Here is a 24,720-nt window from a genome sequence, read left to right on the forward strand (position 1 = left end):
CGCAGACGGCGGTCGTAGAAGGCAGTCGCAGAAGGCAGCGGCAAGGGAGGCGTTCATGGGACACGGGCACGCGCACGGCCATCACCACCATCACGGACACGGGCACGACCACGCGCACGACGCGGCGGCATCCGGCCCCCTGCCCGCCGCCTTCGACACCTCCGTCCCCGACGAGGCCCTGACGCCCGAGCAGCAGTCGCGCCGGACGCTGCTGCGCCGTGCGGGTCTGCTCGGCGCCGGGCTGACGGCTGCGGGCGTCCTCGCCCCGACCCCGGCCGCCGCCTCCGCGACCGGCGGTGCCGCCGGGGGCCGTAGGACGAACGGCTTCCTGTGGCTGGCCGGCGACCACCACATCCACACCCAGTACAGCAACGACGGCAAGTACCGCGTCGTCGACCAGGTCCGCCAGGGCGCCAGGCACGGCATGGACTGGCTGGTCATCACCGACCACGGCAACGAGACGCACGCCAAGATCGGTGTGGAGAAGGTCAACCCGGACATCAGAGAAGCCCGGGACGCGTACGAGGACACTCTCGTCTTCCAGGGTCTGGAGTGGAACATCCCGGCAGCCGAACACGGCACGGTCTTCGTGCACCCCGGCAAGAACGAGGTCTCCGTCCTCAAGCAGTTCGAGACCGACTACGACGGCGGCGTGAAGAAGGCGACCGACTCCACGCCCGCCAACGAGGCCCTCGCCATCGCGGGCCTCAACTTCCTTGCGGAGCAGGTCCGGCGGCGCAAGGTCAAGGACATCCTGATGCTCGCCAACCATCCGGCGCGCAAGGGCATCGACTCGCCGCACGAGATCCGCGCCTGGCGCGACGCCACGTCCGCGCGCCACCGGATAGCCGTCGGCATGGAGGGCGCGCCCGGCCACCAGGCCGCCGGCATCGAGAAGTCCGTCGGCATGGGCCGCGCCCGCGGTCTCTACGACGGCAGCCCGAGCGCCAACTCCTTCGCCGGTTACCCCCTGGAGAGCTACCGCACCTGGGGCGGCTTCGACTGGATGACCGCCACCGTCGGCGGCCTGTGGGACAGCCTCCTCGCCGAGGGCAAGCCCTGGTGGATCACCGCCAACTCCGACTCCCACAACGTCCACACGGACACCGCGAAGCGCGGCGGCCCGGACAGCGACTACCTGGCCAACGGCAAGCACACGGACCCCGTCTACAGCGGCAGGATCGACCTCACCGAGGGCGACTACTGGCCCGGCCAGTACAGCCGGACGCACGTCGGCGCCGACGGCTTCTCCTACGCCGCCGTGATGGACGGCATCCGTGCGGGCCGCGTCTGGGTCGACCACGGCCAGCTGATCAGCGCCCTCGACGTCCGTGTGACCGGCGGCCGCCGCTGGGCCACGCTCGGTGGCGCCCTGCACGTCAGGAAGGGCACGAACGTCACGCTTACCGTTGACGTGGCGCCAGCCGGAGGCCCCAACTGGGCTGGATTCGTCCCGAAGTTGGCCCGCGTGGACGTCATCCAGGGCGATGTGACCGGCCCGGTCGCCGACAAGGACACCTTCACCGCGCCGACGGCCAAGGTGGTCAAGTCGTACGAGGTGAACAAGTCCACCGGCACCGTCCGCCTCACCTACGACCTCGGCAAGGTCGACCACCCCGTCTACGTCCGCCTGCGCGGCACCGACGGCAACCGCGGCGCCGTCGGCCCGATGGGCGCCGCCGTCGATCCGGCAGGTCCGGCCATCGACGTCGTCGGCGACGCCGACCCGTGGCGCGACCTGTGGTTCTACTCCAACCCGGTGTGGGTCCTGCCCTCGTGACGCCGTACGTCCTGACCGTGGACGCGGACGTCCGGGACCTCCGCGCGGCCGACCACCTGCTCCACACCCTGGCGGCCGAACTCGCCCTCCCCGAGGGCACGTTCGGCTGCACCCACTTGGTGCGGGGAGAGCGCCCACACGTGGCCCTCTCGCTCACCTTCCCGTCCGAGCCGCTCCTGCGTACCGCCCAGGAGCGGCTCACCGCCCGGGGATACGAGGTGTCGCACGGGTCGCCGGACGCGGTGGGCCGGGCGGTCATCTATCCGGGGGTCGCCTCCCTCACCGGCACGCTGATGATCGCGGAGGTGCTGTCGCGTTCCGCGATCGACCGAGTGACGGTCCTGGGCCGGCCGCGCGGCCGACCCACCCCGGATGCACAGCTGGTGACCTGGGATCACGTCCGCCCGCAATGGCAGAACGGCGAACTCGTCCTGACCGCCATGCCGGCCGTGGGCGGCACGCTCGTCCCCTTCGAGGTGCCGGATCCGACGCCGTGCTGTGCGGACCACTGAGGGCTGTGGCGGGAGCCGGATCGAGGCCGGTGTGGGCGGGGAAGGGCCCGTCTCCGGATCCCGCCCCGGGCGAGCCGCAACTCCCGTACGCACCGGCATCCGGGTGAGCTGGGGGACCACATCCGATGCCGGACGAAGATGGCGTTTCGCGGACTCGGGCAGACGGACATCCTTCCTGAGGTCCTCACATCAGGCTGACGCGAGCCGGGGACGCAAGTCGGAGGGGACCGCCGTCCCCGTCATCCGTTCACCCCCGTGTAGTGCCTCAGGCTCCAGCGCCACACCAGTCGCGCCGCCAGATACCCGGCGATCCCGAGCAGCGGAGACGCCGCCGCCAGCCAGTACGGCACCCCGATGTCGTGGTCGTGGCCGGTCAGGACGGCCGTCGGGAGGTAGGCGACGAACGCGAGCGGAAGGGCGTACGTCAGGAAGCCGCCCACCGCTCGCGGGAGGACGTTGAGCGGGTAGCTGCCGAACGTGCCGAGCAACTCCTCCAGCCAGCGGCTCCAGTAGTCCGCGGCCGGGAAGCGCAGGCAGGCACTCGCCACCACCGTGAACAGGGCCGCCTCCAGCAGCATCCCGCCGACGATCGCGGCGATCAGGTACGACACCCGGCCCGCCGTCCAGTCCAGGTCGCTGCGGCTGAGCGCGCCCACCATCAGGCCCGCCGCGACCGTGAGGTCGCCGATCGCGTTGGTCGGGAAGTAGGCGAGCTGGACCTGGCGGTGCACCGGCATCGGGCGGAGGAGATAGACGTCGATCTTCCCCTCCTGGATCTGCCGGCCGATGAAGTGCACACGCCCCAGCAGGAGCACGAACAACCCGTGCGCGAGCATCCGGATCGCCGGGATCAGCAGCACGTCCGAACTGTCCCAGCCGCCCATCCCGGTGAACCGCGCCAGCAGCACCGTCGCGAACACGATCACCGACACCTGCCAGATCGCGCCGATCGCGATGTTCAGCAGGAACTCGGTGCGGTACTCCATCGCGGCACGGATGTTGAGCAGCGTGATGCGCCACACGATGCGCACGGACTTCACAGCCTTCACCGACACATCAGCCTCCCTGCGAGATCACGCGCCGCGCGGCCCGCCGCCACACCCACCGGGTGAACAACGCCAGCACCACCACCCAGGCGGCCTGAATGGCCAACTGCGCGCCCGCGTCGGCCAGTTCGATACGGCCGACATAGATCGACAGCGGCACGCTCAGCGTCGCCTGGAACGGCAGGAAGCCGCTCAGCGTGATGAACCAGTCCGGGAAGAACCACAGCGGGGCGTACACCCCGGACAGCAGGTTCTGCGCGAAGATCAGGATCAGCATCGCGGAGTTGTTGCGGATGGTGAAGAAGCACAGCTGGTCCAGGACGAGCATCACGTAGTACAGGACCCACTGGCCGAGCAGCATGCTCACCACGAACACCCCCGCCACGGCCGCGGACTCGGGGGGCTCGACGACTCCGGCGGCCAGGCAGACCAGGTATCCGGCCAGCGCCCATGCCAGCCCGTAGAGCTGCTCGCCGAGGGCGCGCACGGCGTAGTAGCGCTGGGGCGGCAGCGGGCGCAGGTACCAGTAGACGATCGTGCCGAAGTGCATGTGCTGCAGCACGGTGTCCCGGCTCGCCGACTGGTCCAACTCCCGTAGCCGCGAGGCGAGTACGGCCATGACGGCGTACGTGACCGCCTGCTCGCGGCTCAGGCCGGCGGTGGTGCCGGTCTGCGCGTACAGGCCGCGCCACAGCGACGCCACCAGGACCACCTGGACGGTCAGCCGGAGCAGGACGGCGGTCATCCGGGGCGGCGTGTGCAGCTCGCCGAGGGGGGTGACGCGGGCGGCGCGCCAGCCGTGCAGTACGGCGGCCATCTCAGGCTCCTTCTGCGACGGACTCGGCATGCACGTACGCGGCCCGCATCACGTCCTCGAGGTCCGCCTCGTCGAGGGCCAGGTCCGTCACCTCGTACCGCTCGATGACCTGCTTCAGCGCCTGGTGCACGGTCGGTGCGTCGGGGCCGTCGGGGCCGAAGACCGCCTGGGGGCCGTCGTGCCGCAGCAGCGCGATGCCCGGCAGGGAGCCGACCTCGGTGTGCGGGTCGGCGAGCGTCACCCGCACCTGCCAGGTCGAGCCGAACTTGCGGCGGATCTCGTCGAGGGTGCCGTCCAGGACCAGCCGCCCGTGGTTGATCAGCACGACCCGCTCGGCGAGCCGCTCGACCTCCGTCATGTCATGGGTGGTGAGCAGGACCGTACGGCCGCGCTCCTCCACCTGGTGCCGCAGGAACTCGCGCACCTGCTCCTTCACCACCACGTCCATGCCGATGGTCGGTTCGTCGAGGAAGACCACCGGCGGGTCGTGCAGCAGGGCGGCGGCCAGGTCGGAGCGTACGCGCTGGCCGAGGGAGAGGTGGCGGACCCGGGTGTCCCAGAAGGAGGAGAGGTCGAGGAGCTCGTCGAACTCCTTCAGTCGGGCCGTGTGTTCGACTTTCGGCACCTCGTAGATGTCGCGCAGGATCGCGAACGACTCGCGCACCGGGAGGTCCCACCACAGCTGGGTGCGCTGCCCGAACACCGTGCCGATGTTACGGGCGTTGCGCTCACGTTCCTCGTACGGCACCACGCCCGCGACCCGGGCCTCGCCGGAGGTGGGGGTGAGGATGCCGGTGAGCATCTTGATGGTGGTGGACTTGCCGGCGCCGTTCGGGCCCAGCAGGGCGAGGAGTTCACCGGCGGCGACGGAGAAGGTCACATCGAAGACGGCGTGCTTGGCGACCTTCTGTGGATTGACCAGAGAGCGCAGCGCGCCCGCGAAACCGGGGCGGCGGACGGTGGTGTGGAAGGTTCGGGAGAGACCGCGAACCTCGATGGCGCCACTCAATGGACATCAACTCCCTTGTCATGAAAGCAAATTGCGGCCGGTCGGCATAAGCGCCGACCGGCCGCCGGCGACTTTCCGACACTGTCGGAAAGTCGATCAATCGGTCAATCGATTAATGGTCTTCTTACCTGGAGTTCGAGAACACGAACGAGAACTCCGTCGGCTCCGCCCGCAGGAAGTACTGCGGCAGCGGGCCCGGGCCGCAGGACTGGGAGCCGATGCCGTGCTGGCCGTGGTCGAGGTTGACCCACACGGTGTCCCCCGGCGCCAGATCGGTGAGGTGCCGCGCGGCGTCCAACTGCTCGCTGGTCCAGCGGCGGGCGGTGAACCAGAACTCCGGGTCGCCCTCGATCCGCAGCCCGCCGAGCTCCACCCAGCGCACGTCGGCACGGGCGCCGTTCTCCTGCGGGCGGACGTACGGCGTCTGCAGCTCGTCGACGGTGGAGTGCCAACGGCCGACCATCGACGCCGTCCTGCTGTCCGGGTACGCCTCACCGGGACCGCCGCCGAACCACCGCACGGCGTCCGCCTGCGCCAGCCCGAACCGGATGCCCAGCCGGGGCAGCGGCACCTTCCACTCGCCCTCGGGCGTCACGGACACGCTCAGCTTCAGCCGGGTGCCGTCGGAGGTCCACCGGTACACCGTGGCGAGGCCAACCTCCCAGGCGGCGGGCGCCACCCGGGTCCGTACGGTCAGCGCGTCCTCGCTCAACTCGACGGCGTCCAGCCGGTGCCGCATGCGATGCAGGCCGTACTTGCGCCACAGCATCCCGTAGCGGGTGTCGGTCTGCCACTCGGCGCCGTCGTCGTTGTCGGTGGGCGCCCGCCACAGGTCCAGACGCGGAGCCGTCACCTCGACGCCGCCGATGGTCTTCAGCGCGCCGGTGCGGGCGTCGAAGGAGGCCGGGCCGAGGGTGATCAGCCGGTCGCTCGCGGCGGGCCGGTCGCTCGCGGAGATCGCCGGCAACTGCCGGGCGGCCAACGGGAACTGGCCCCACGCGACCACGTGGTCCTTCGGTGCCCACGCCGTGTCGGCCGCCAGCAGCGCCCGCACGGTCCACTGGCTCTCGCCGCTCGGCTCGTGCGCGGGCGGCTCCGGCAGCTTGACGTCGGCCGACTCGCCGGGGGCGAGGTTCGGCACCGATAGGCTGCCCGCCTCGACCGTCTCGCCGTCCACCTGGTACGACCACTCGAAGGCGAGCCCCGACAGATCGGCGAAGTCGTACTTGTTCGTCACCCGTACGGTGCCGTCGGCGCCGTCGCTCTCGATGCGGACCGGCTCGATGACCTTCTTGTACTCGACGAGCCCGGGGGAGGGCGTGCGGTCCGGGAAGATCAGGCCGTCGCAGACGAAGTTGCCGTCGTGCAGCTCCTCGCCGAAGTCACCGCCGTAGGCGTAGCCCAGCTCGGGGTGCTTGATGCCGTGGTCGATCCACTCCCAGATGAAGCCGCCCTGGAGCCGGTCGTACCTCTCGAAGAGCTCCTGGTAGTCGGCGAGTCCGCCGGGGCCGTTGCCCATGGCGTGCCCGTACTCGCACTGGAGGAAAGGCAGTTCGCGACGCTTGTGCGTACCGCCGTCCAGGCGCTGCCCGATCTTCTCGACCTCGTCGTGGAAGGCGTACATCCGCGAGTACACATCCGTGTCCCGGCAGTCCCAGTCGCCCTCGTAGTGCACGAGCCTTTCCGGGTCCCGGCCGTGGATCCACTCGGCCATGGCGGTCAGGCCGCGTCCGGTGCCGGCCTCGTTGCCGAGGGACCAGAAGACGATCGACGGGTGGTTCTTGTCCCGCTCGACCATGCGGGCCGCGCGGTCCAGCAGGGCCGGGGTCCAGCGGTCGTCGTCGACGGGGTTGTCCCGCCAGGCCTGCTCGGTGAAGCCGTGCGTTTCCAGGTCGCACTCGTCGATGACCCACAGGCCCAGCTCGTCGCACAGGTCGAGGAAGGCCGGGTGCGGCGGGTAGTGCGAGGTGCGCACCGCGTTGAGGTTGTGCCGCTTCATCAGCAGCACGTCCTCGCGCATGGTCTCCAGGTCGAGGGCGCGGCCCTTCTCCGGGTGCCACTCGTGGCGGTTGACGCCCTTGAAGAGGATCGCCTTGCCGTTGACCTTGATCAGGCCGTCCTCGAGAACGACCGTACGGAAGCCGATGCGCAGCGGCACCCGCTCGCCCGCCGTGACCAGCTCGCCGTCGTACAGCCTCGGCGTCTCCGCCGACCACGGCTCGACCGGGACCGTCACCGGCTCGCCGGTCGCGACATCGATGTCCAGGGCGGGCACGGACACCCGCCCGTCGACGTCGGAGTCGACGCGCAGGGTGCCCTCGCCCGTGGTGTGGTCGTAGGAGGCGTGCACGAAGAAGTCGCCCACGCTGCCCGCCGGGCGGTGCAGCAGGGTGACGTCACGGAAGATGCCGGGCAGCCACCACTGGTCCTGATCCTCCAGGTACGAGCCCGCCGACCACTGGTGCACACGGACGGCGAGCACGTTGCCGGTCGGCTTCAGCAGCTGCCCGACCGCGAACTCGTGCGGCAGGCGGGAGCCCTTGAACTCACCGATGTCCGTGCCGTTCAGCCACACCCGGGCGCAGGACTCGACGCCGTCGAAGCGCAGCACGGCGTCGCCGTCGGCCGGCCAGTCCGCCGGCAGGTCGAAGACTCGCAGGTGGTCGCCGGTCGGGTTCTCCGTCGGGACGTGCGGCGGGTCCACCGGGAAGGGGTACAGGTGGTTGGTGTAGATGGGCGACCCGAAGGCCCCGTCGCCCTGCAGGACCCAGTGTCCGGGGACCGTGACCTCTGCCCAGTCCCCGGCGTCGTACCCCTCCTCGGCGAACGAGTCGTCCTCGGCGTCGGCGGTCGGCGACACGCGCAAGCGCCAATTACCGTTCAAAGACAGCGACTTGGCGTCCGAGGACGCGTACCAGGCGCGGGGCGGGAGGGCCCCGCGGCCCGGGGAGACGTCCTCGACGTAGTCGACAAGCGTGGTGGTGCGGAACTGCATCAGTCTCCTCAACGGATTTCGGCGAAACCTGGTGTGGGCTCGCGCCCCGTCAGGGGCGCGGGGAACGGCGCGACCAGCCCACCACGGCCCGCAGACTTCGCACGGTACTTCGCGGAGCGCACGGTTCAGCCCTTGATGCCGGTCTGCGCGATCCCCTGCACCAGCCAGCGCTGGAGGAAGAGGAACACGAACACCAGGGGCAGGATGGAAATGGCCGTGGCCATGAAGATCAGGTGGTAGTTGACGGTCTGGTTCGTCATGTACGACGACAGCGCGACCTGAACCGTCCAGGCGCTCGGGTCCTGGCCGATGACCAGCGGCCACAGGAAGGCGTTCCAGCCGTTGATGAAGGTGATCGTGGCGATCGCCGCGAAGAAGTTCAGCGAGTTCGGCACGACGACACGCCAGTACGCGCCCCAGTAGCCGAGCCCGTCCACGCGTGCCGCCTCCTCCAGCTCTTTGGGGAACCCGAGGAAGTACTGCCGGAAGAGGAAGCAGGTGAAACCACTGAACAGGCCCGGGATGATGAGACCTCGGTAACTGTCCACCCAGCCGAGGGACGAGACCAGCACGAAGCTCGGCACGAAGGTGACGGCCGTGGGAACCATCAGGGTCACCAGGACCGCGTAGAACACCTTGTTCGCGTGCTTGTACGGGATGCGGGCGAGGCCGTATCCCGCCATCGAGCAGATCAGCAGGATGCCCACCGTGTGGAGGACGGCGACGACCACGGAGTTCCACAGGGACTGCGCGAAGTCGACGGTGACGTCGTCGAACGGCTCGGTGATGTTGCCCCACTGGATGGAGGTGGGAAACCACTTCCAGTTCTCGCCCGTGATCTCCGGGTCCGTCATCAGCGCGTTGCGGACGATCAGATAGAAGGGGATCAGGAAGAGAAGGGCCGCGATGCCGGTCGCGATGTACAGGCCGGTGTTGCCCATGACGCCGCCGCCGCGCCTGACCTTGGCCGGCTTGGTGACTTTCCTGACGTCGGGTGCTGTGGTGGTCACTTGGACTCCTCACCCCTTCCGAAGCCCATGATCTTGCCCTGGAGCAGCGTCACGATGCAGATGAGCAGGGTCAGCACGACCGCGCCCGCGCTGCCCGCGCCGTAGTTCTGGTTCTGGCCGAGGGCCACCTTGTACAGCTCGACCAGCGGGGGCTGGCCCCAGGTGGCCTTGGGGAGCAGGTTGAAGAACTCGTCGAATGCCTGGTAGGCGGCGACGAGCAGGAGCAGGATCACCGCGGTGGACGTGGCCCGCAGCTGGGGCAGGGTGATGTGCCGGAAGGTCTGCCAGCCCGGCTTGGCGCCGTCGATGGCGGCGGCCTCGTACAGCTCCCGCGGGATGTTCTGGAGTGCCGCGAGGAACAGGATCATGTAGAAGCCCGACTGGAGCCACAGCCGGACGGTCACGATGACCAGCCAGTACCAGGGCGGATCGGGGTTGGCCAGCCAGGCGATGTTGTCGATGCCGAACCAGCCGATGACCGTGTTCATCAGGCCGAAGCGGACGCCGTTGAAGATGGACATCTTCCAGATCAGCGCGGCGGCGACATAGCTGACGGCGGTCGGCAGGAAGAACACCGACCGGAAGAACGCCCGCATGAACCGCAGCCGGTTCACCAGCAGCGCCAGGCCCAGCGAGAGGGCCCAGGTGGCCGGCACGATGAACGCGGCGAACACGGTGAAGGTGACGAGGGAGTTCCTGAAGTTCGTGTCCGTCAGGATCTGCTGGTAGTTGTCGAAGCCGATGAACTCGCTCGGCGTGACGGTGAAGCGTGCCTCGAAGAAGCTGAGGTAGATGCTCCAGCCGATCGGCACGAAGACGAAGATCACCAGGCCGATCAGGAAGGGCCCGGTGAAGAGCCAGAAGTTGAAGGTGCTGTTCGCCTTGAGGCCCCGCCGCGGCCGGCCCTTGGAGACCTTGGCCGGGGCGGGGCTCTTGGCGACCCCGCGCGTGGTGGTGGTCGACATGTCGAGATCCGTCCGGCGGCCTATCCGAAGAGCTTCTTGAGCTCGGCGTTGACCTTCTTCTCCGCAGCGTCGAGCTGGGCCTTGGGGTCACCGTCCTTGCGGACGGAGTTGGCGATCACGTCCCAGAACGCGGCGATCATGGCCTGGGTCCAGCCGATGTTGTCGAAGTGACCGAACTCGTTGAACAGCTTGACGCCCTCGGCCGGCAGACCGGACTTCAGCTTCGTCGCGGACTCGGCGAGGGAGGTGCGCGGCGGGATGTGGAAGCCGTAGGAGGTGGCGAAGTCCTCCTGGTACTCCTTCTGGTCGATCCACAGCCACTTCACGTATTCCTTGGCCGCCTCGACGTTCTTGCCCTTGGCGTTGACGAACATCGACCAGCCGCCGTTGTAGACCGACTGCTTGCCGCTGGATCCGACCTTCGGGAAGGGGAAGATGCCGATGTCGTCGCCGAGCGCCTTCTGCATGGCCGGCATGGCCCACATACCGCACCACTGGATCGCGGTCAGGCCCTGGATCAAGGCCGACGGGTCCCACGAGTCGGCGGGGGCGTCCAGGAGCAGGTTGCCGCTGGTGAAGAGGCCACGCAGTTGCTTCAGACCGTCGGCGACGGCGTCGGTGTTGAACGCGGGCTGGTTGTCCGCGGTGAGGGTGTCGGCGCCGGCCGACCAGATCAGCGGGCGGTCGATCGAGGTCAGGTCGTTGCCGAGGAAGATGCCCTTGACCTTGCTGGTGGTCAGCTTGTCGGCGGCCTCGATCAGCTCCTCCAGCGTGGTCGGCACCTCGATCTTCGCCTTCTCGAACAGCGAGGGCCGGTAGAAGAGGAACTGCGGGTCGTCGATCATCCGGACGCCGTATATCTTGCCGTCGACCGTGTGCGACTTGATGTCGGCCGCGTTGAAGTCGTCCTTGACCGGCTCGATGATGTCGGTCAGGTCCGCCACCTGACCGCTCTTGACGAGCTGGATCTGCGGGTGGAACTCGAACACGTCCGGCGCGTTCTTGGTGAGCAGCGCGGCGAACAGCTTCTGCTCGAAGTTGTTGCCGGTGATCCACTGCGTGGTCACGTCGGTCTTGTCGTAGGCCTTCGCGTACCGCTTGACGGCCTGCTCGACGCCCGCCTCGCCGTAGGCGTGGAAGTACTGCACGAGACCGTCGCCCGAGCCGCCGCTGCCGCGCCCGGTGTTGCTGCCGCACGCGGCCAGTCCTCCGGCGGCGGCCAGGCCCATCGCGGCTCGCAGTACGTTTCGGCGGTCCCAGTTGGTGTTGCTCAATGCCGACATGCTGACGTCCTTGTCTCGAGTGCGGCTGCGGCCCTGTGCCCGTGCCTGTGGCTGGAGCGGCTCAGCGCCAGTTGGCTCAATTGGGGTTGCGGTGCGGGACGTTAACCTTCGACTAAGGCTTCGGCAAGGGGTTGGACGAAGTCTGCACGAAGCGTTGTGCAACGTTCGGAATACCGGACGTGAGGGGGTTGCGGGACGCCGCACCAGCGACCGGCAACTCCCTTTCGGGAAGAAGGAATCACGCCCTTTCAGGAGGGGGGATCACATCCCTCATGAAGGCGGTACGGTACGGCTCCTCACAGGTGTGCCGCGTTGTGCGGCGGGCTGCGTCCTCTTCTGCGGGGCCGACTGCAACGCACCCTCGAGTGCGAACGTCGCCGCGCCCAGACACACCGGGTCGGTGGGGATGGCGGACAGGACGATCCGGGTGGCGGCCAGCGGACGCCGGAGCGCGTGCCGGGCCACGGCCTCGCGCACCTCGTGCAGCAGCGGTTCGCCCAGGGTGGCGGCGACCCAGCTGCTGAGCACGACGACTTCGGGGTTGAACAGATTCACCAGGTCGGCGATCCCGGCGCCCAGGTAACGGGCGGTGTCCCGGACCACCTTGAGCGCCACCGGATCGTGCGCGCCGACCCCACGGGCGAGCGCGTCGATCGTGGCCGTCTGGTCCTCGGGGTGGAGCAGCGCGCTGTCGGCGGCCAGCTCCCGCAGGTTCACCATGATCCCGGGCGCGCCGACATACGTCTCGACGCAGCCGTGGTTGCCGCAGTGGCACAGCCGTCCGTCCAGCACGAGCGTCGTATGGCCCCACTCGCCGGCGCTGTTGCTCACGCCCCGGTGCAGCCCGCCACCGAGCACGAGCCCGGCGCCCACGCCGGTTCCGAGGTTGACCACCACGGCGTCCCCGCTGCCGCGCGCGGCACCGAACCACAGCTCGGCCACCGCGCAGGCGCGCAACGGGTTGTCCAGGTACAGCGGGTAGGCGATCTGCTCGGCGAGCAGGTCGAGCAGGGGCACGTCGTGCCAGTCCCAGTTCGGGGCGTACTCGGCGACGCCGGTGGCCCGGTCCACCTGCCCCGGCACGCTCACCCCGACGCCGAGCACCCGCGCGCCCTCCACGCCGGCCTGCGCGACCACCGAGCCGACGGCCGCGGCGACATGGCCGACGACCTGCTCGGGGCGGCTCTCGCCGGGGCGCATGTCCTCGTCGGCGCGGGCCAGCACGTTCAGCCCGAGATCGAACAGCTCGACCCGTACGTACGTCTCCGCGATGTCGACGCCGATCAGCGCGCCGCCGGACGCGTGGACGGCCACGAGCCCGCGGGGGCGGCCGCCGGCCGAGTCCTCGAACCCGACCTCCGTGATCATCCGGAGGTCGAGCAGCTCGCCCACGAGGGTGGCGACCGTGGCGAGACTGAGACCGGTGGCGGCCGCCAGCTCCTGCCGGGAGGTGGGCGACGCGGCGATGATCTGGCGCAGCACCTCGTAGCGGTTCGCGGTACGGATGTCGCGTGATGTGCGCTTCACCGGTGGCGCCCCCGTCCCTTCGTTCAGGCCGGGTCGTCGTCGGCACCGGCGCGGCGCAAGGCTATGACGTGCGCCGCCTTTCGACAAGGGGTTAGGAAAGGGGGTTTATAAAGTCTCCCGGGAGTCAGTCTCCCAGTATGTCCTGCACGAAGGCGTTGGCGAATTTCCGACCCGCGTCCAGTTCCCGCGCCAGGGCCCGGAAGTCCCCCAGCCGCGGGTAGCGCCCGCCCAGCACCCGCGCCGGCACCGTGAACACCTTCCCCCAGTGCGGCCGGGGGTCGACGGCGTCCAGCGCCTCCTCCAGTCGCCGCACCACCGGCACCACGGCCGCGGTGTCCTCGATCCAGGTGAAGTGCAGCGCCACCGTGTCCCGTCCGTAGGAGGGGCTGAGCCACTGGTCGTCGGCGGCGACGGTCCGCACCTCGCAGGTCTGCAGCACGGGGCCGACCGTCTCCCGTATCCCGTCGAGCGCGTGCAGCGCGTCGAGGGCGTACTCGCGCGGCAGCAGGTACTCCGACTGCAGCTCGGCCCCGCTGCTCGGCGTGAACTCCGCCCGGAAGTGCGGCAGCCGCTGATGCCACGGCCCCGGCACCCCGAACTGCTCCGTGCAGTTGACCGCGGGCATCCCCGGCACCGGGTGCAGCTTCTCGGTGGCGGGCGCCGCCCACGGGAAGCCGGGCAGCGGCTGGTCGGTGCGCCGCTTGAGCCACACCTGCCGGAACCCCGGCTCCCGCCAGTCGGTGAACAGGCTCACGCTGTACGCCGACGACATCACCGTCTCGAACGCCGCCAAGTCCAGCCCGTCCAGCGGCAGTTCGGTGAAGACATGCTGCTCGACGTCGAAGGACGGCTCCAGGTCGAGGGTGAGCGCCGTGACGACACCGAGGGCGCCCAGCGAGGTGACGGCACCGCCGAACCGCTGCTCTCCCCGTCCGACGGTCACCACCGACCCGTCCGCCGTGACCAGCTCCACCTCCCGCACGGACGCGGCCAGCGAGCCGTTGCCGATCCCCGACCCGTGCGTGCCGGTGGCGACCGAGCCGGCCACCGAGATGTGCGGCAGGGACGCCATGTTGGGCAGCGCGAGCCCGTGCGCGTACACCGCGCGGGCGAGCTCGGCGTACCGTACGCCGCCCGAGACGCGCACCGTACGGGCCGCGCGGTCCACGTCGATCACCGGCGGCAGACCGGCGATCGACAGCAGGACGCCCTCGGGGCCCGGCTCGGCGATCTCGTTGAAGGAGTGCCCGCTGCCCAGCACCCGCACCCGCTCGCTCCCCGCCACCAAGGCGCTGACCGCGTCGATCGAGTGCGGCCGGTGCAGCTCCTTGGCGGTGTAGGTGATGTTGCCCGCCCAGTTGGTGATCGTCTCCGTCATCCCTGCCGTCCTTCGAGGTGGGTGCTTGTGCGTTGACCCTCTCATTCGCGCCTGCCTACGGTAGAGAGCGTTTTCCCACTCCACTTCGCCGAGCCGGAGGCCACGTCCTTGACCCAGCGGCCGTACGCCATGTTCGCCATGTCCGCCGAGAACGTGCCGCAGGTCTTCCCGCCGGAGGTGCTTCAGCGGCTGCGGGAGTCGGTGGACATCGATCCCGCCCTGGTGGCCGAGGACCACGAGGACTTCACGGACCCGCGCCTCAAGGACGCGCTCGCCCGCACCGAGATCCTCGTCACCGGCTGGGGCTGCCCCCGCCTGGACGCGGTCGTGCTCGACGCCGCGCCGAAGCTGCGCGCGGTGCTGCACTCGGCCGGCTCGGTCAAGAGCCTCGCCACGCCCGAGCTGTGGCGGCGGGGCATCGCGGTGAGCTCGGCGGCCGCCGCCAACGCCGTGCCGGTCGCCGAGTACACGCTCGCCATGATCCTGCTCGCCGGCAAGGACATCTTCGCCGCCCGCGACCGCCTGCGCACCGAGCGCGCCTTCCCCGGCTGGGGGCTCGTCCCCGGCATCGGCAACCGCGGCCGCCGGGTCGGCGTCATCGGGGCGTCGCGCATCGGACGCAAGGTGATCGAGTTGCTGCGCCCCTTCGACCTGCGGGTGAGCCTCACCGATCCGTACGTCGACGAGGCCGGGGCAGCGGCGCTGGGCGTGCCCCTGCTTGCCCTGGACGACCTGCTGCGCACGTCGGACGTCGTGACCGTGCACGCCCCCGAGACGCCGGAGACCCACCACCTCGTCGGCCGCCGCGAGCTGGCCCTGATGCCCGACGGGGCGGTACTGCTCAACACCGCGCGGGGCGGTCTGGTCGACCACGACGCCCTGCTGGCCGAACTCCGTACCGGCCGCCTCAGCGCCATCCTCGACGTGACCGACCCGGAGCCCCTGCCTGCGGACTCACCCCTCTACGACCTCCCGAACGCCTTCATCACCCCGCACCTGGCCGGTTCGCAGGGCAACGAGGTGGCGCGGCTCGGCATCGCGGTGGCGGAGGAGGCGGAACGGTGGAGGGCGGGAGGGGAGTTGGCGCATCCGGTGGATCCGGTGGCGTTGCAGAAGGAGGCATGAGCCCTCGGGAGGTGCCGGGCCCCGGCGTGCAGGGCGGAGCCCCTTCCAGGGGCCCCGATGCTGCTCGCACCCAGGCAGGGGCATACCGTGAGGAGTCGAACGCCTGAGCCGGGAGGAGATTACGGATGGGCAGCCGCACCGCACTGGTCGAGGATCTGATGGAGCGATTCCCGCACGTTCCGCGGGAAGCCGTCTTCAAGGAGGATCTGCTCCGGGGCGGAGTGGCCTTCGACCCATCCGCCCTCAGCGACAACGAGGACGGCGAGGTCAAGCCGAAGTCGTACTTCATCTTCTCCTTCGACCACGGCACCCTGCCCGAGCTCGGTGAGGCCGCGCTGCGCCGCCCGCCGGAGGAGATCATCCTGACCGGCGGCCCGTACGACCTGCGGCGCACCGTCGTCTCGGTGCGTGTGAACCCGTCCTCGCCGTACCGGGTCGCCGCCGACGAGGAGGGCATGCTCGGGCTCTACCTCGACGGCAAGCGGATCGCCGACGTCGGTGTGCCGCCGATGCCGGAGTACTACCGGCACACCCTCGCCAGCGGGAAGTCGGTGATGGAGGTCGCCCCGACCATCCAGTGGGGCTACCTGATCTACCTCACCGTCTTCCGGGTCTGCCAGTACTTCGGCGCCAAGGAGGAGTGCCAGTACTGCGACATCAACCACAACTGGCGCCAGCACAAGGCGGCCGGGCGCCCGTACACGGGCGTGAAGGACGTCGAGGAGGTGCTGGAGGCCCTCGAGATCATCGACCGGTACGACACCGCCAAGGCGTCCACCGCCTACACCCTCACCGGCGGCGCGATCACCAAGACGGTCTCCGGCCGTGACGAGGCCGACTTCTACGGCCACTACGCCAAGGCCATCGAGGAGCGCTTCCCGGGGCGGTGGATCGGCAAGGTCGTCGCCCAGGCGCTGCCGCGCGACGACGTGCAGCGCTTCAAGGACTACGGCGTGCAGATCTACCACCCCAACTACGAGGTGTGGGACGAGTACCTCTTCAAGATGTACTGCCCGGGCAAGGAGCGCTACGTCGGCCGCGACGAGTGGCACAAGCGCATCCTCGACTCGGCCGACATCTTCGGCGCCCGCAACGTCATCCCCAACTTCGTGGCCGGCGTGGAGATGGCGGAGCCCTTCGGCTTCGGATCCGTCGACGAGGCCATCGCCTCGACGACGGAAGGGCTGCGGTTCTTCATGTCCCACGGGATCACGCCCCGGTTCACCACGTGGTGTCCCGAGCCGACGACCCCGCTCGGCAAGGCCAACCCGCAGGGCGCGCCGCTGGAGTACCACATCCGGCTGCTGCAGGCCTATCGCCAGACGATGGACGACTTTGGCCTGTCCTCGCCCCCCGGCTACGGCCCGCCCGGTCCCGGCCGCGCGGTGTTCTCGGTGAGCTCCTTCATGGACAGCCTGCCGGCGCAGGATTCCGCGACGGCGGAGGGTTCCACCACCGCGGAGGATTCCACGCCGGTGTAGGTGAGACAGACGGGGCCCGCGTCCGTACAAGTGGCTGGAGTTGTAGGGGCGCGCGGCCTGTCATGACATTTGAACACGGCGCTTGTCAGTTGTGTCGGAAGCGTGAAAGGCTCATGTCCTGCCGCGAGGTTCCCCCCAACTCCACTGCCAATATGGTGAGTTGACCTCGCATGTGGATGCAGGAGACCCATGCCCGACCTGCCGACCCCCCAGGACGCCACCGAGGCCGCGCTGTTCTCCGAGTGCTGGGACGCCGTGCTGTCGTACGCCGACCTGTGCACGGCCGGTTCCGCCGCCGCCAAACAGCTGGCGACCGAGGCGTTTTCGACCGGCATACGCGAGGCCCGTGAGGCCCATGCCGGGACCTTCAGGAGTGCGGGCCGCCGCCCGGCCCGCCTGCCCCGAATCCCCCTGCTGCTGACCGCCGTACGCTCCACGGCGGCCGCCTGGGAGGAGAGCGGGCAGGGCCACAAGCTCGACCCCGATCTGCGCCTGTGGCTCAACTCCGACAAGGCCGCCCGCTACACCGGACCCCCGCTGCAGCGCCCGATCGCGCTGCGCGGACTGCGTGACATGCAGGAACCCGACGCCGCCCTGCTGTGGCTGGCCGAGGTGGAGGCGCTTCCACTGCACGTGGTGGCCCGTCGGCTCGGTCTCGACCCGGCCGCCGTCTCCGAGGAACTCACCCAGGTCCGGGGCCTGTTCAGGGACCGCTGCCACCGCAACCACCTCGACACGCCGATGGACGCGCAGTGCCGCAGCTACGCCCGCCTCCTCGACGCCGTCACCCGCTCGACCGCCGCCGACACCCCGGACGACCTCTCCCGCCATCTCGCCACGTGTGTGCAGTGCGCCGAGGCCGCCGCCTGTCTGCGGCTGCACGGCGGCGGACTGCCCAGCGCCCTCGCCGGCGGTGTGATCGGCTGGGGCGGCCTCGCCTACCTGGAGCGGCGCCGCCGAGCCGCCGAAGTGCGCCTCGGCGCCGGACGCCCCGACCCCGTGGACGCAGGCCCGCCGAACTCCGGTGCGCACAAGGCGCGCGTCGTACGCAACGGCCTCCTCGTCGCCGCCGTCCTCGTCTCCGCGCTCGCCCTCGCGGTGTCGATGATGCCCGCAGGCTCCACCGGCGACGGCGACACCGCGGGCGGCGACCCGTCCGACCGCCGGCCGGTCGCCGACCCCGGCTTCTCCGTGCCGGTCACGTCCGCCAGGCAGCCCTCCTCGAACTCCCCGGAGCCGTCGGAGAGCGGCACGAAAGGGGACGACGCGCCCGGACCGAAGAACCCCGACCCGGGACCGCAGGGCACCACGTCCACCAAGGCCGGCGAGGACGATCCGGACCCGTCCCCGAGTGAACCGGCGACCTGCAGCGTCGAGTACGACCTCGTCAACGAATGGCCCGACGGCTTCCAGGCCACCGTCACCGTCACCACCGAACGGGCCCTCGACGACTGGCGCGTCGCCTGGTCCTTCCGGGACGGCCAGAAGGTCGGCCAGATGTGGGACGCGAGCTTCGCCCAGAACGGCTCCCGCGTCACGGCCGAGGCCGCCGACTACAACAAGACGGTTCCCGGCGACGGCGAGCTGGCCTTCGGATTCCTCGCGTCGCGGGAGGGCGAGAACTCGCCGGGGTACGACTTCACGTTGAACGGGCACGCCTGCACCAGGGCGGACTGACCGGGCCGGCCGCCCGTCACGGTCCGACGTGCAGATAGGCCGCCCACCGCAGCGGATCCGTCGGGTCCTGCACGCGCTGCGCGGCGACCGCGGCGTGCAGCGCGCGGGCGGCGCCGGCGGCGTCCGGCAGACCGGTGCCGGTCAGCGTGGCATAGACCCGCGTGGCCACGTCCGCGGCCGAGCCGTCCTGTACCTCCCACATCGTCGCGATGGCATGCCGGTAACCCGCCGCCTGCAGGGTCGAGGCGAGATGCATCACCTCATCGGGCAGGTTCACCGCACCGAAGGCCGTCTCGCATGCCGACAGGTAGGCCAACTCCGCCTGTGGAAGCTCCAGTTCCAGCAGCTCGGCCGCGGTGAGCCGCCCGTCGTGCAGCGCGAGCGCACTGGCCGCCGGATCCATGTCGTCCTGCTCCGCGTGACAGGCGAAGTGCACCCAGGCGTGCTCGTGCAGAGCCTGCCGCACGGCCGCACGGGTCGCGTCCCGCCCGAGCAGTCCGCCGGCCCGCGCACCCGCCGGGAGGCCGGCCAGCAGCTGCGCGCACTCCCGCTCCACGCCCGGCAACCCGGGCAGGCCCGGCGCCTGCGGCACACCCACCACCAGCAGCCCGCCGAAGGAGCCGTCGCTCCCGCCGCCCAGCCGGGCGCGGCGCAGTGCCGTGAGCGTCGAGGCATACGAGGAGACCACACGGTCCGGCACGGAGCGGGCGCCGCTCGTGTCCGTGGCGCCGCGATGGCGCGGATACCGGCCGGCGGCGTGCAGGGGCAGCAACGCCAGCCGCCCCGTCGGACACCACCACAGCCGAGGCGGCTCCCGGTCCGTCGCGCCGTCGATGCCGAGGCGGTCCAGCACGGGCCCGGCGATGCTGTCCCACAACCACTCCAGCAGGTCGTACACGGCGTGCCGGTCCTCCTCCCGGCGCAGGAAGGGCCGTTCCGGCCGACGACGTCTCGCCAGGACGTTGAGGAACGTGAGGACCCGCCGGGTGACCGCCTCGTCCGTCAGGTCGGGCAGCTCGACCACCTCGACGGGTGCCGGGGCGCCGCGCACCACAAGGGCGTGGCAGGCGACCGGGCTGACATTGACCACGACGACCGGCCCGCCGTCCGCCGCCATGCGTAGTTCCTCGTACGGGACGGGCGCGAGGAACCGCTCGAAGCCGTCCAACCCGCGTGCCTCGGCGAGCAGTTCGTCCCACTCGCGGCACAGCTCGGCCCGCTCCCGCGCCAGCCGCTCCCGCGCGAGGGGAGACACCAGGACGGCCTCGGACATCTCCGCCGGATCGGCGTCCACGCCCAGCCGGCCGGTGTCGAGGCGCTCACGCACCCGGCGCATACGGTCCGCCAGTGCCGGGTCCCGTTCGGCGAGCCGTGACAGATCGCTTCGCGTGCGCAGAAGCTGGCTGTGGACGACCGTCCGGCCCTGTTCGAGCAGTTCCAGCGCCCGCTCGGGTGCCCCGGCCAGGATGTGGCAGGCGGCGGCCGTGGAGGCGATCCCGGACCAGTCGGTCAGATGCCGCTCACGCGCCGTTCTGGGCAGCCCGTGCCAGGCCAGTTCGGGCAGCAGGAGCAGCGCACGGTCGTATCCGTCGGTGGCCAGGGCGAAGTCGCCGAGTTCGACGCCGGCCCGTCCCCAGTTGGAGCGGCACTCCATACGGAGTTGCTGTGTGGCGTAGGGCATCGCGTCGGCCCGACGCCAGCACTCGACGGCCTCGTGCAGGTCGGCCCGGTCGCCGGTGTGCTGGTAGCGCCGCCGCAGCAGATCGCCGAGGCGCCGCCAGGCCCGGGGCAGGAAGACGTCGTCCGCACGCGCCGTCGCCACGGCCTGCCGGGCGAGGGCCACGGGGCGGTCGAGCGCGTCCGGCTGCCTGCCGTGACCGGCGGCCAGAGCCACGGCCAGACTGCCGAGGAGCGAGCTGTACGAATGGTGGGCGGGGGACGTGACGGCCACCGCCCGCTCGGCGGTCGCGATCGCTTCCTCCACGTCCGCGTGGGTTCCCGTCTGCTCGAAACGGTGGAGGAGCACGCGGCCGAGCACGGACAGGAAGTCGCCGAAACGCTCGTGGCTACGGGGGACCGTCCTCGTGGCCTCTCGCTGCCATTTCACGGCCTCGTCGAGGACCGCCGGATCGAAGGTGTTGTTGTACCGCTCCCGCAACGCTTCGGCGAGGTCCGCCATGGCCACGGCGCGGTCGGTATCGGGGGAGGCGGCCGGCGGCACGTCGATCGCCCGGGTCAGCAGGCGGACCGCACGGTCCAGGTCCGCCTGCTCGAAGGTGCGGCGGTACCTGAGCAGATAGCTCTGGCCGAGGCCCTGCAGGGCGACCACGTCCTCCGCTGTGGCGGACACGGCCTGTGTCCCCAGCCGGATCGCCTCCTGGAGGTCCTCGGCCGAATCCAGCCGTTCGTAGCGGATTCGGTAGGCGTTGGCGTGCTCGGCGAGCAGACGCCCTCGGGTGGGGGCGGTCGGGGCCGTCGCGTCCAGGGCCTGACGCCAGAGGAGGATCGCGCTCTCCAGATCCGCGAGTTCGCCCGTGCGTTCGTGCCTCCAGAACAGCGCCCAGGCAAGCTTTGCCCGCGACTTCGCGCGCTGTGCCTCGGGCGCGGTGGCCAGCAGGGAGCGCAGCAGCTGGAGGGGAGAGTCGAGGTCCGCCGGGTCGCCCAGCCGGTCGTAGCGGGCGCCGAGCCGGTGGGTGAGACCCGCCGCGAAGTCGAGCCGGTCGGGGTCGTCGGGCCAGGCGGTCTCCACCGCCTCCCGAGCATGGCCGACCGCCTCCTGGAGGTCGGCGAGATCGTAGGTGCGCTCGTACCGGCGATGCAGGGCGAACGCCAGATGATGGAGGCGACGCGCGCGGGCGTGGCTGTCGACCGGCGTCACTCGCACCGCCTCGCGTCCCACCGACACGGCCCGCTCCAGATCGGCCGGCTGTCCGGTGCGCTCGTGGCGCGTGGTCAGCAAGGTCGACAACAGCATGAGGCGCCGGGACAGTTCGGGATTGTCCTCGGCCGTGGCCTCGATCGACGCCTCCCGCAGCCTGATCGCCTCGTCGAGGTCGGCGGTTCGGCCGCCGAGCCGGAACCGGTAGAACAGCGCCGTGGAGAGCTGGGACATGGGCAGCCCGGGTACGTCGGGCCCGCCCAGGGCCAGCCCGAGCGCCACCCGGTAGTGGCTCACGGCCTCGTCCAGGGCCGCGGCGTCCGGGTGCGCGGTGTCCATGGTCCGCTCGTACCCCTCGATCAGCGCGCGGGCCTTCCCATGGGCCTCGTATGCGCGTCGGCCGGCCTCGTCGACCGCCTCCCGGAACGTCTCCGGCACGCCGCCGGGCAGCAGCCGAGCCCGTAACAGCAGCAGCCGCAGCGCCTCGCCGTAGTCCGCGTATCCGTTGTCACCCGGCCGGGCCCGATGCCGCGTCATGTGGAACGTGACCAGGGCGTCCAGGGCCTCGATGGCGACGGCGCCGTCGTCCCGCACCATGAGCGCCCGCAGCCGGGCGGCTTGGGGCAGGGCCGTCTCTTCGAACAGCGCGGACGGGTCGCCCTCGTCCTGGTGCCGCGCCACCCGGTCCAACAGCGCGGTGATGAGGGGACGGAGCATCGTGTCACTCTAGTGGCGCAACTCACCGATACGGCAGGGCAGTACGGCAGAGGGGAACGACCGGACCATGGCGGCACCGGAACACCGAACCGGCGAACGCTGGGAACCCACCTCGGAGTTCGGCTGGACCAGCAAGGCCTACGACCTGCTGGAGCAGGATCTGCTGCGGGCCGAGGTCGCCGTCGTCGACGGCGTGGTGACCACCCGGGTGTGGGGATGCTGCCCGCGCTGCGCCGGGCGGATCGACGACCGGCAAGTCCCCACCGTCGTAGGCGACTTCACCAGCCCCAGGGGGATCGCCGACGTGGACGCGACCGAGGTCCTGCCGCCCGTGGTGGTCGTCGACGTCACCTGCGGTTGCGGTGCGGCACACGTCGACTCCCCGGAAGGCACCACCGGTTGCGGGGTCAGCTTCCGGGTGGAACTCGTGGCCGACAGCGCCTCGGGGCCGGGAACGCCGTGACCGGGTACCGGCCGCGGCGGCCGACCAGCGCCCCCTCGGCCTTCGACATCGCCGAGCGGGACGCCTTCGGCGAGATGTCGGCCGCCTCCCTGGACGCCGTCCGCTCCAGCGCCGAGACCTGGCGCAACGGCCTGACCGCCTTCCTCACCCTGGTCACCACCGGCGTGGTGATCAAGGGACGGGACACCACCAGCGTCCTGACCACCGGATGGAAGACGGCACTCACCCTGCTCATCGGCGGCGGTCTGCTCGCCGCGCTCATGGGGCTCTGGCAGGCCCTCGCGGCGCAGGCCGGCACCCGCCCCCGGGCGACCACTCTCAGTGCGGTGCACGACCGGTACGGATCGGTCGCGGCCTACAAGGTCGCTTTGGCCGTCGCCGCGGCACAACGGCTCAGGCGGGCCCAGTATCTCGTCGCGCTCGCGCTGACCCTGCTGCTCGCGGGCATCGTCGTCACCTGGTGGGCGCCGGCCGAGGCGGGCAAGGCCAAGCCGGTCTACCTGAAGGTGACCCACCCCGGCGGACCCAGCTGCGGAACACTGCGCTCCGCCGACGGAGGCAAGCTCCGGCTGCAGAGCCCGGGGCGGCACGACCCCGTCGTGGTGCCGCTGAGCGACGTGGCCAACATGACCGTGGTCAGCCGCTGCCCATGAGCTCCGGATCCGGCCGAGGAGGGCCCTCGGAAAATCAGTGGCGGGGCCTGGCCGGCCGGTACTAAAGTCACGGGCGTTCCCGCGGCGGCCGATGGCCGCCGCTGCCGAGCGTGTGAAGTGCCGAGTGTGTGGAGTGAGGAGGTGTCGACCGATGGCTGTCTTTGCGACGAGCGCTGCCCGCATTCAGGAATCCATCAAGTCCACCTCCGTGGCCACCGGCTGACACACCCACTCCTTCCGCGCCCGTGCGCGCGACGGCCGGGGCGCCGCCCTTGTGAAGGGTCACCCTTGACTTCCAGCTCCGCTGCTTCATCCGTTTTCTCCGCTCTCGCTCCCTACGGCTGGGACGAGGCATGGGCGGACGAGTTCGCCCCCTACGAGCCCGAGGGGCTCCTTCCCGGACGTGTGATCCGGGTCGACCGCGGGCAGTGCGACGTCGTCACCGCCGAGGGCGTCGTACGGGCCGACACGGCGTTCGTCACTCCGCACGATCCGATGCGGGTCGTGTGCACGGGCGACTGGGCCGTCGTCGAACCCGCCGGGAACCCGCGCTATGTACGGACGTATCTGCCACGCCGTACGGCCTTCGTGCGCTCCACCTCCTCCGAGCGGTCCGAAGGGCAGATCCTGGCCGCCAACATCGACCACGCGATCGTCGCCGTCTCGCTGGCCGTCGAACTCGATCTCGGCCGTATCGAGCGCTTCCTCGCCCTGGCGTGGGAGTCGGGCGCCCAGCCGGTCGTGGTCCTCACCAAGGCCGACCTCGTGCCGGACGCGGTGACGCTCTCGCATCTCGTCCAGGACGTGGAGACGACGGCGCCGGGTGTGCCGGTGCTGACCGTCAGCGCGACGCTGGGGGAGGGGCTCGATGTCCTCGCCGCGGTCGTGGGCGGGGGCACGTCCGTGCTGCTCGGGCAGTCCGGCGCGGGCAAGTCGACGCTCGCGAACGCGCTGCTCGGCGAGGAGGTGATGGAGGTCCAGGCTGCCCGCGACGTCGACGGCAAGGGCCGCCACACGACCACCACACGCAATCTCCTCGCCCTGCCGGGCGGCGGCGTACTGATCGACACACCGGGGCTGCGCGGTGTCGGGCTCTGGGACGCCGGGACCGGGGTCGGGCAGGTCTTCGCCGAGATCGAGGCGCTGGCCGAGCGGTGCCGCTTCCACGACTGCGCGCACGAGAGCGAGCCGGGGTGCGCGGTGCTCGATGCCATCGACGCCGGTGAGCTGCCCGAGCGGCGGCTGGAGAGCTATCGGAAGCTGCTGCGGGAGAACCAGCGGATCGTGGCCAAGACCGACGCGCGGCTTCGGGCCGAGATCCGCAAGGACTGGAAGCGCAAGGGCGCCGAGGGGCGGGCGGCGATGGAGGCCAAGCGGGGCGCGGCCGGCCGTCGGCGGTAGCGC

The 24,720-nt window shown here is 70.6% G+C and carries 18 protein-coding genes; 8 read left to right on the forward strand and 10 right to left on the reverse strand.

The window, feature by feature from the left end; all coding sequences use genetic code 11:
* Positions 1-55: 55 nt before the first annotated feature.
* Entirely contained in the window at positions 56-1,780 is a 1,725-nt protein-coding gene (locus ACTMVF_RS13170; RefSeq protein ID WP_441271167.1) for a PHP domain-containing protein, read from the forward strand.
* Positions 1,777-2,292 (forward strand): hypothetical protein, encoded by a 516-nt coding sequence (locus ACTMVF_RS13175; RefSeq protein ID WP_441271168.1) that lies wholly within the window; start codon positions 1,777-1,779, stop codon positions 2,290-2,292. The genes ACTMVF_RS13170 and ACTMVF_RS13175 overlap by 4 nt, the downstream gene beginning before the upstream one ends.
* A 239-nt stretch (positions 2,293-2,531) precedes the next feature.
* Here the strand turns inward: ACTMVF_RS13175 and ACTMVF_RS13180 are convergent, their stop codons facing one another.
* The 9 genes from ACTMVF_RS13180 to ACTMVF_RS13220 all read right to left on the reverse strand — a co-directional run bounded on the left by ACTMVF_RS13180 (position 2,532) and on the right by ACTMVF_RS13220 (position 14,322).
* Complete coding sequence (locus ACTMVF_RS13180) at positions 2,532-3,278, reverse strand: ABC transporter permease (protein WP_441271354.1); 747 nt, start codon at positions 3,276-3,278, stop codon at positions 2,532-2,534.
* A gap of 70 nt (positions 3,279-3,348) precedes the next feature.
* Entirely contained in the window at positions 3,349-4,155 is an 807-nt protein-coding gene (locus ACTMVF_RS13185) for an ABC-2 family transporter protein (protein WP_441271169.1), read from the reverse strand.
* 1 nt (position 4,156) lies between these two features.
* Positions 4,157-5,164 carry an ABC transporter ATP-binding protein gene (locus ACTMVF_RS13190; RefSeq protein WP_441271170.1) on the reverse strand — a complete coding sequence of 336 codons (1,008 nt, stop codon included), beginning with the start codon at positions 5,162-5,164 and terminating at the stop codon, positions 4,157-4,159.
* Between the two features lie 124 nt (positions 5,165-5,288).
* Positions 5,289-8,159 carry a glycoside hydrolase family 2 TIM barrel-domain containing protein gene (locus ACTMVF_RS13195; RefSeq protein ID WP_441271171.1) on the reverse strand — a complete coding sequence of 957 codons (2,871 nt, stop codon included), beginning with the start codon at positions 8,157-8,159 and terminating at the stop codon, positions 5,289-5,291.
* 125 nt (positions 8,160-8,284) lie between these two features.
* Positions 8,285-9,169, reverse strand: a complete 885-nt coding sequence (locus ACTMVF_RS13200; protein ID WP_441271172.1) for a carbohydrate ABC transporter permease — start codon at positions 9,167-9,169, stop codon at positions 8,285-8,287.
* A complete protein-coding gene (locus ACTMVF_RS13205) occupies positions 9,166-10,134 on the reverse strand; it encodes a carbohydrate ABC transporter permease (protein ID WP_441271173.1) in 969 nt (322 codons plus the stop codon). The genes ACTMVF_RS13200 and ACTMVF_RS13205 overlap by 4 nt, the downstream gene beginning before the upstream one ends.
* 20 nt (positions 10,135-10,154) lie before the next feature.
* On the reverse strand, positions 10,155-11,417 hold the full coding sequence (locus ACTMVF_RS13210) for an ABC transporter substrate-binding protein (protein WP_441271174.1): 1,263 nt from the start codon (positions 11,415-11,417) through the stop codon (positions 10,155-10,157).
* Positions 11,418-11,687: 270 nt separating this feature from the next.
* Entirely contained in the window at positions 11,688-12,944 is a 1,257-nt protein-coding gene (locus ACTMVF_RS13215; protein ID WP_441271175.1) for an ROK family transcriptional regulator, read from the reverse strand.
* Between the two features lie 124 nt (positions 12,945-13,068).
* Positions 13,069-14,322 carry an FAD-binding protein gene (locus ACTMVF_RS13220; RefSeq protein WP_441271176.1) on the reverse strand — a complete coding sequence of 418 codons (1,254 nt, stop codon included), beginning with the start codon at positions 14,320-14,322 and terminating at the stop codon, positions 13,069-13,071.
* 108 nt (positions 14,323-14,430) lie between these two features.
* On the opposite strand from ACTMVF_RS13220, the gene ACTMVF_RS13225 reads away from it, so the two are divergent.
* The 3 genes from ACTMVF_RS13225 (at position 14,431) to ACTMVF_RS13235 (ending at position 18,605) form a co-directional block, all read left to right on the forward strand.
* The gene (locus ACTMVF_RS13225) at positions 14,431-15,447 is read left to right on the forward strand and encodes a hydroxyacid dehydrogenase (RefSeq protein WP_441271177.1); all 1,017 of its coding nucleotides are present in this window, start codon (positions 14,431-14,433) and stop codon (positions 15,445-15,447) included.
* A 125-nt stretch (positions 15,448-15,572) separates the two neighbouring features.
* The gene (locus ACTMVF_RS13230) at positions 15,573-16,928 is read left to right on the forward strand and encodes a radical SAM protein (RefSeq protein WP_441271178.1); all 1,356 of its coding nucleotides are present in this window, start codon (positions 15,573-15,575) and stop codon (positions 16,926-16,928) included.
* Positions 16,929-17,117: 189 nt separating this feature from the next.
* Positions 17,118-18,605, forward strand: a complete 1,488-nt coding sequence (locus ACTMVF_RS13235) for a cellulose binding domain-containing protein (protein ID WP_441271179.1) — start codon at positions 17,118-17,120, stop codon at positions 18,603-18,605.
* Between the two features lie 16 nt (positions 18,606-18,621).
* Here ACTMVF_RS13235 and ACTMVF_RS13240 read toward each other — a convergent pair whose 3' ends face one another.
* Positions 18,622-22,200 carry a CHAT domain-containing protein gene (locus tag ACTMVF_RS13240; protein ID WP_441271180.1) on the reverse strand — a complete coding sequence of 1,193 codons (3,579 nt, stop codon included), beginning with the start codon at positions 22,198-22,200 and terminating at the stop codon, positions 18,622-18,624.
* Between the two features lie 67 nt (positions 22,201-22,267).
* Between ACTMVF_RS13240 and ACTMVF_RS13245 the strand changes: the two genes are divergently transcribed.
* From ACTMVF_RS13245 to rsgA, 3 genes are all read left to right on the forward strand, one after another.
* Positions 22,268-22,663, forward strand: coding sequence for a hypothetical protein (locus ACTMVF_RS13245; RefSeq protein WP_441271181.1), 396 nt, complete (start codon positions 22,268-22,270; stop codon positions 22,661-22,663).
* Positions 22,660-23,316 carry a hypothetical protein gene (locus ACTMVF_RS13250; protein WP_441271182.1) on the forward strand — a complete coding sequence of 219 codons (657 nt, stop codon included), beginning with the start codon at positions 22,660-22,662 and terminating at the stop codon, positions 23,314-23,316. The genes ACTMVF_RS13245 and ACTMVF_RS13250 overlap by 4 nt, the downstream gene beginning before the upstream one ends.
* A gap of 288 nt (positions 23,317-23,604) precedes the next feature.
* A complete protein-coding gene (gene rsgA, locus ACTMVF_RS13255; protein ID WP_441271183.1) occupies positions 23,605-24,717 on the forward strand; it encodes a ribosome small subunit-dependent GTPase A in 1,113 nt (370 codons plus the stop codon).
* The last annotated feature ends 3 nt before the right edge of the window (positions 24,718-24,720 follow it).

The sequence above is a fragment of the Streptomyces sp. SD31 genome (assembly GCF_052068475.1).
Classification (GTDB): domain Bacteria; phylum Actinomycetota; class Actinomycetes; order Streptomycetales; family Streptomycetaceae; genus Streptomyces.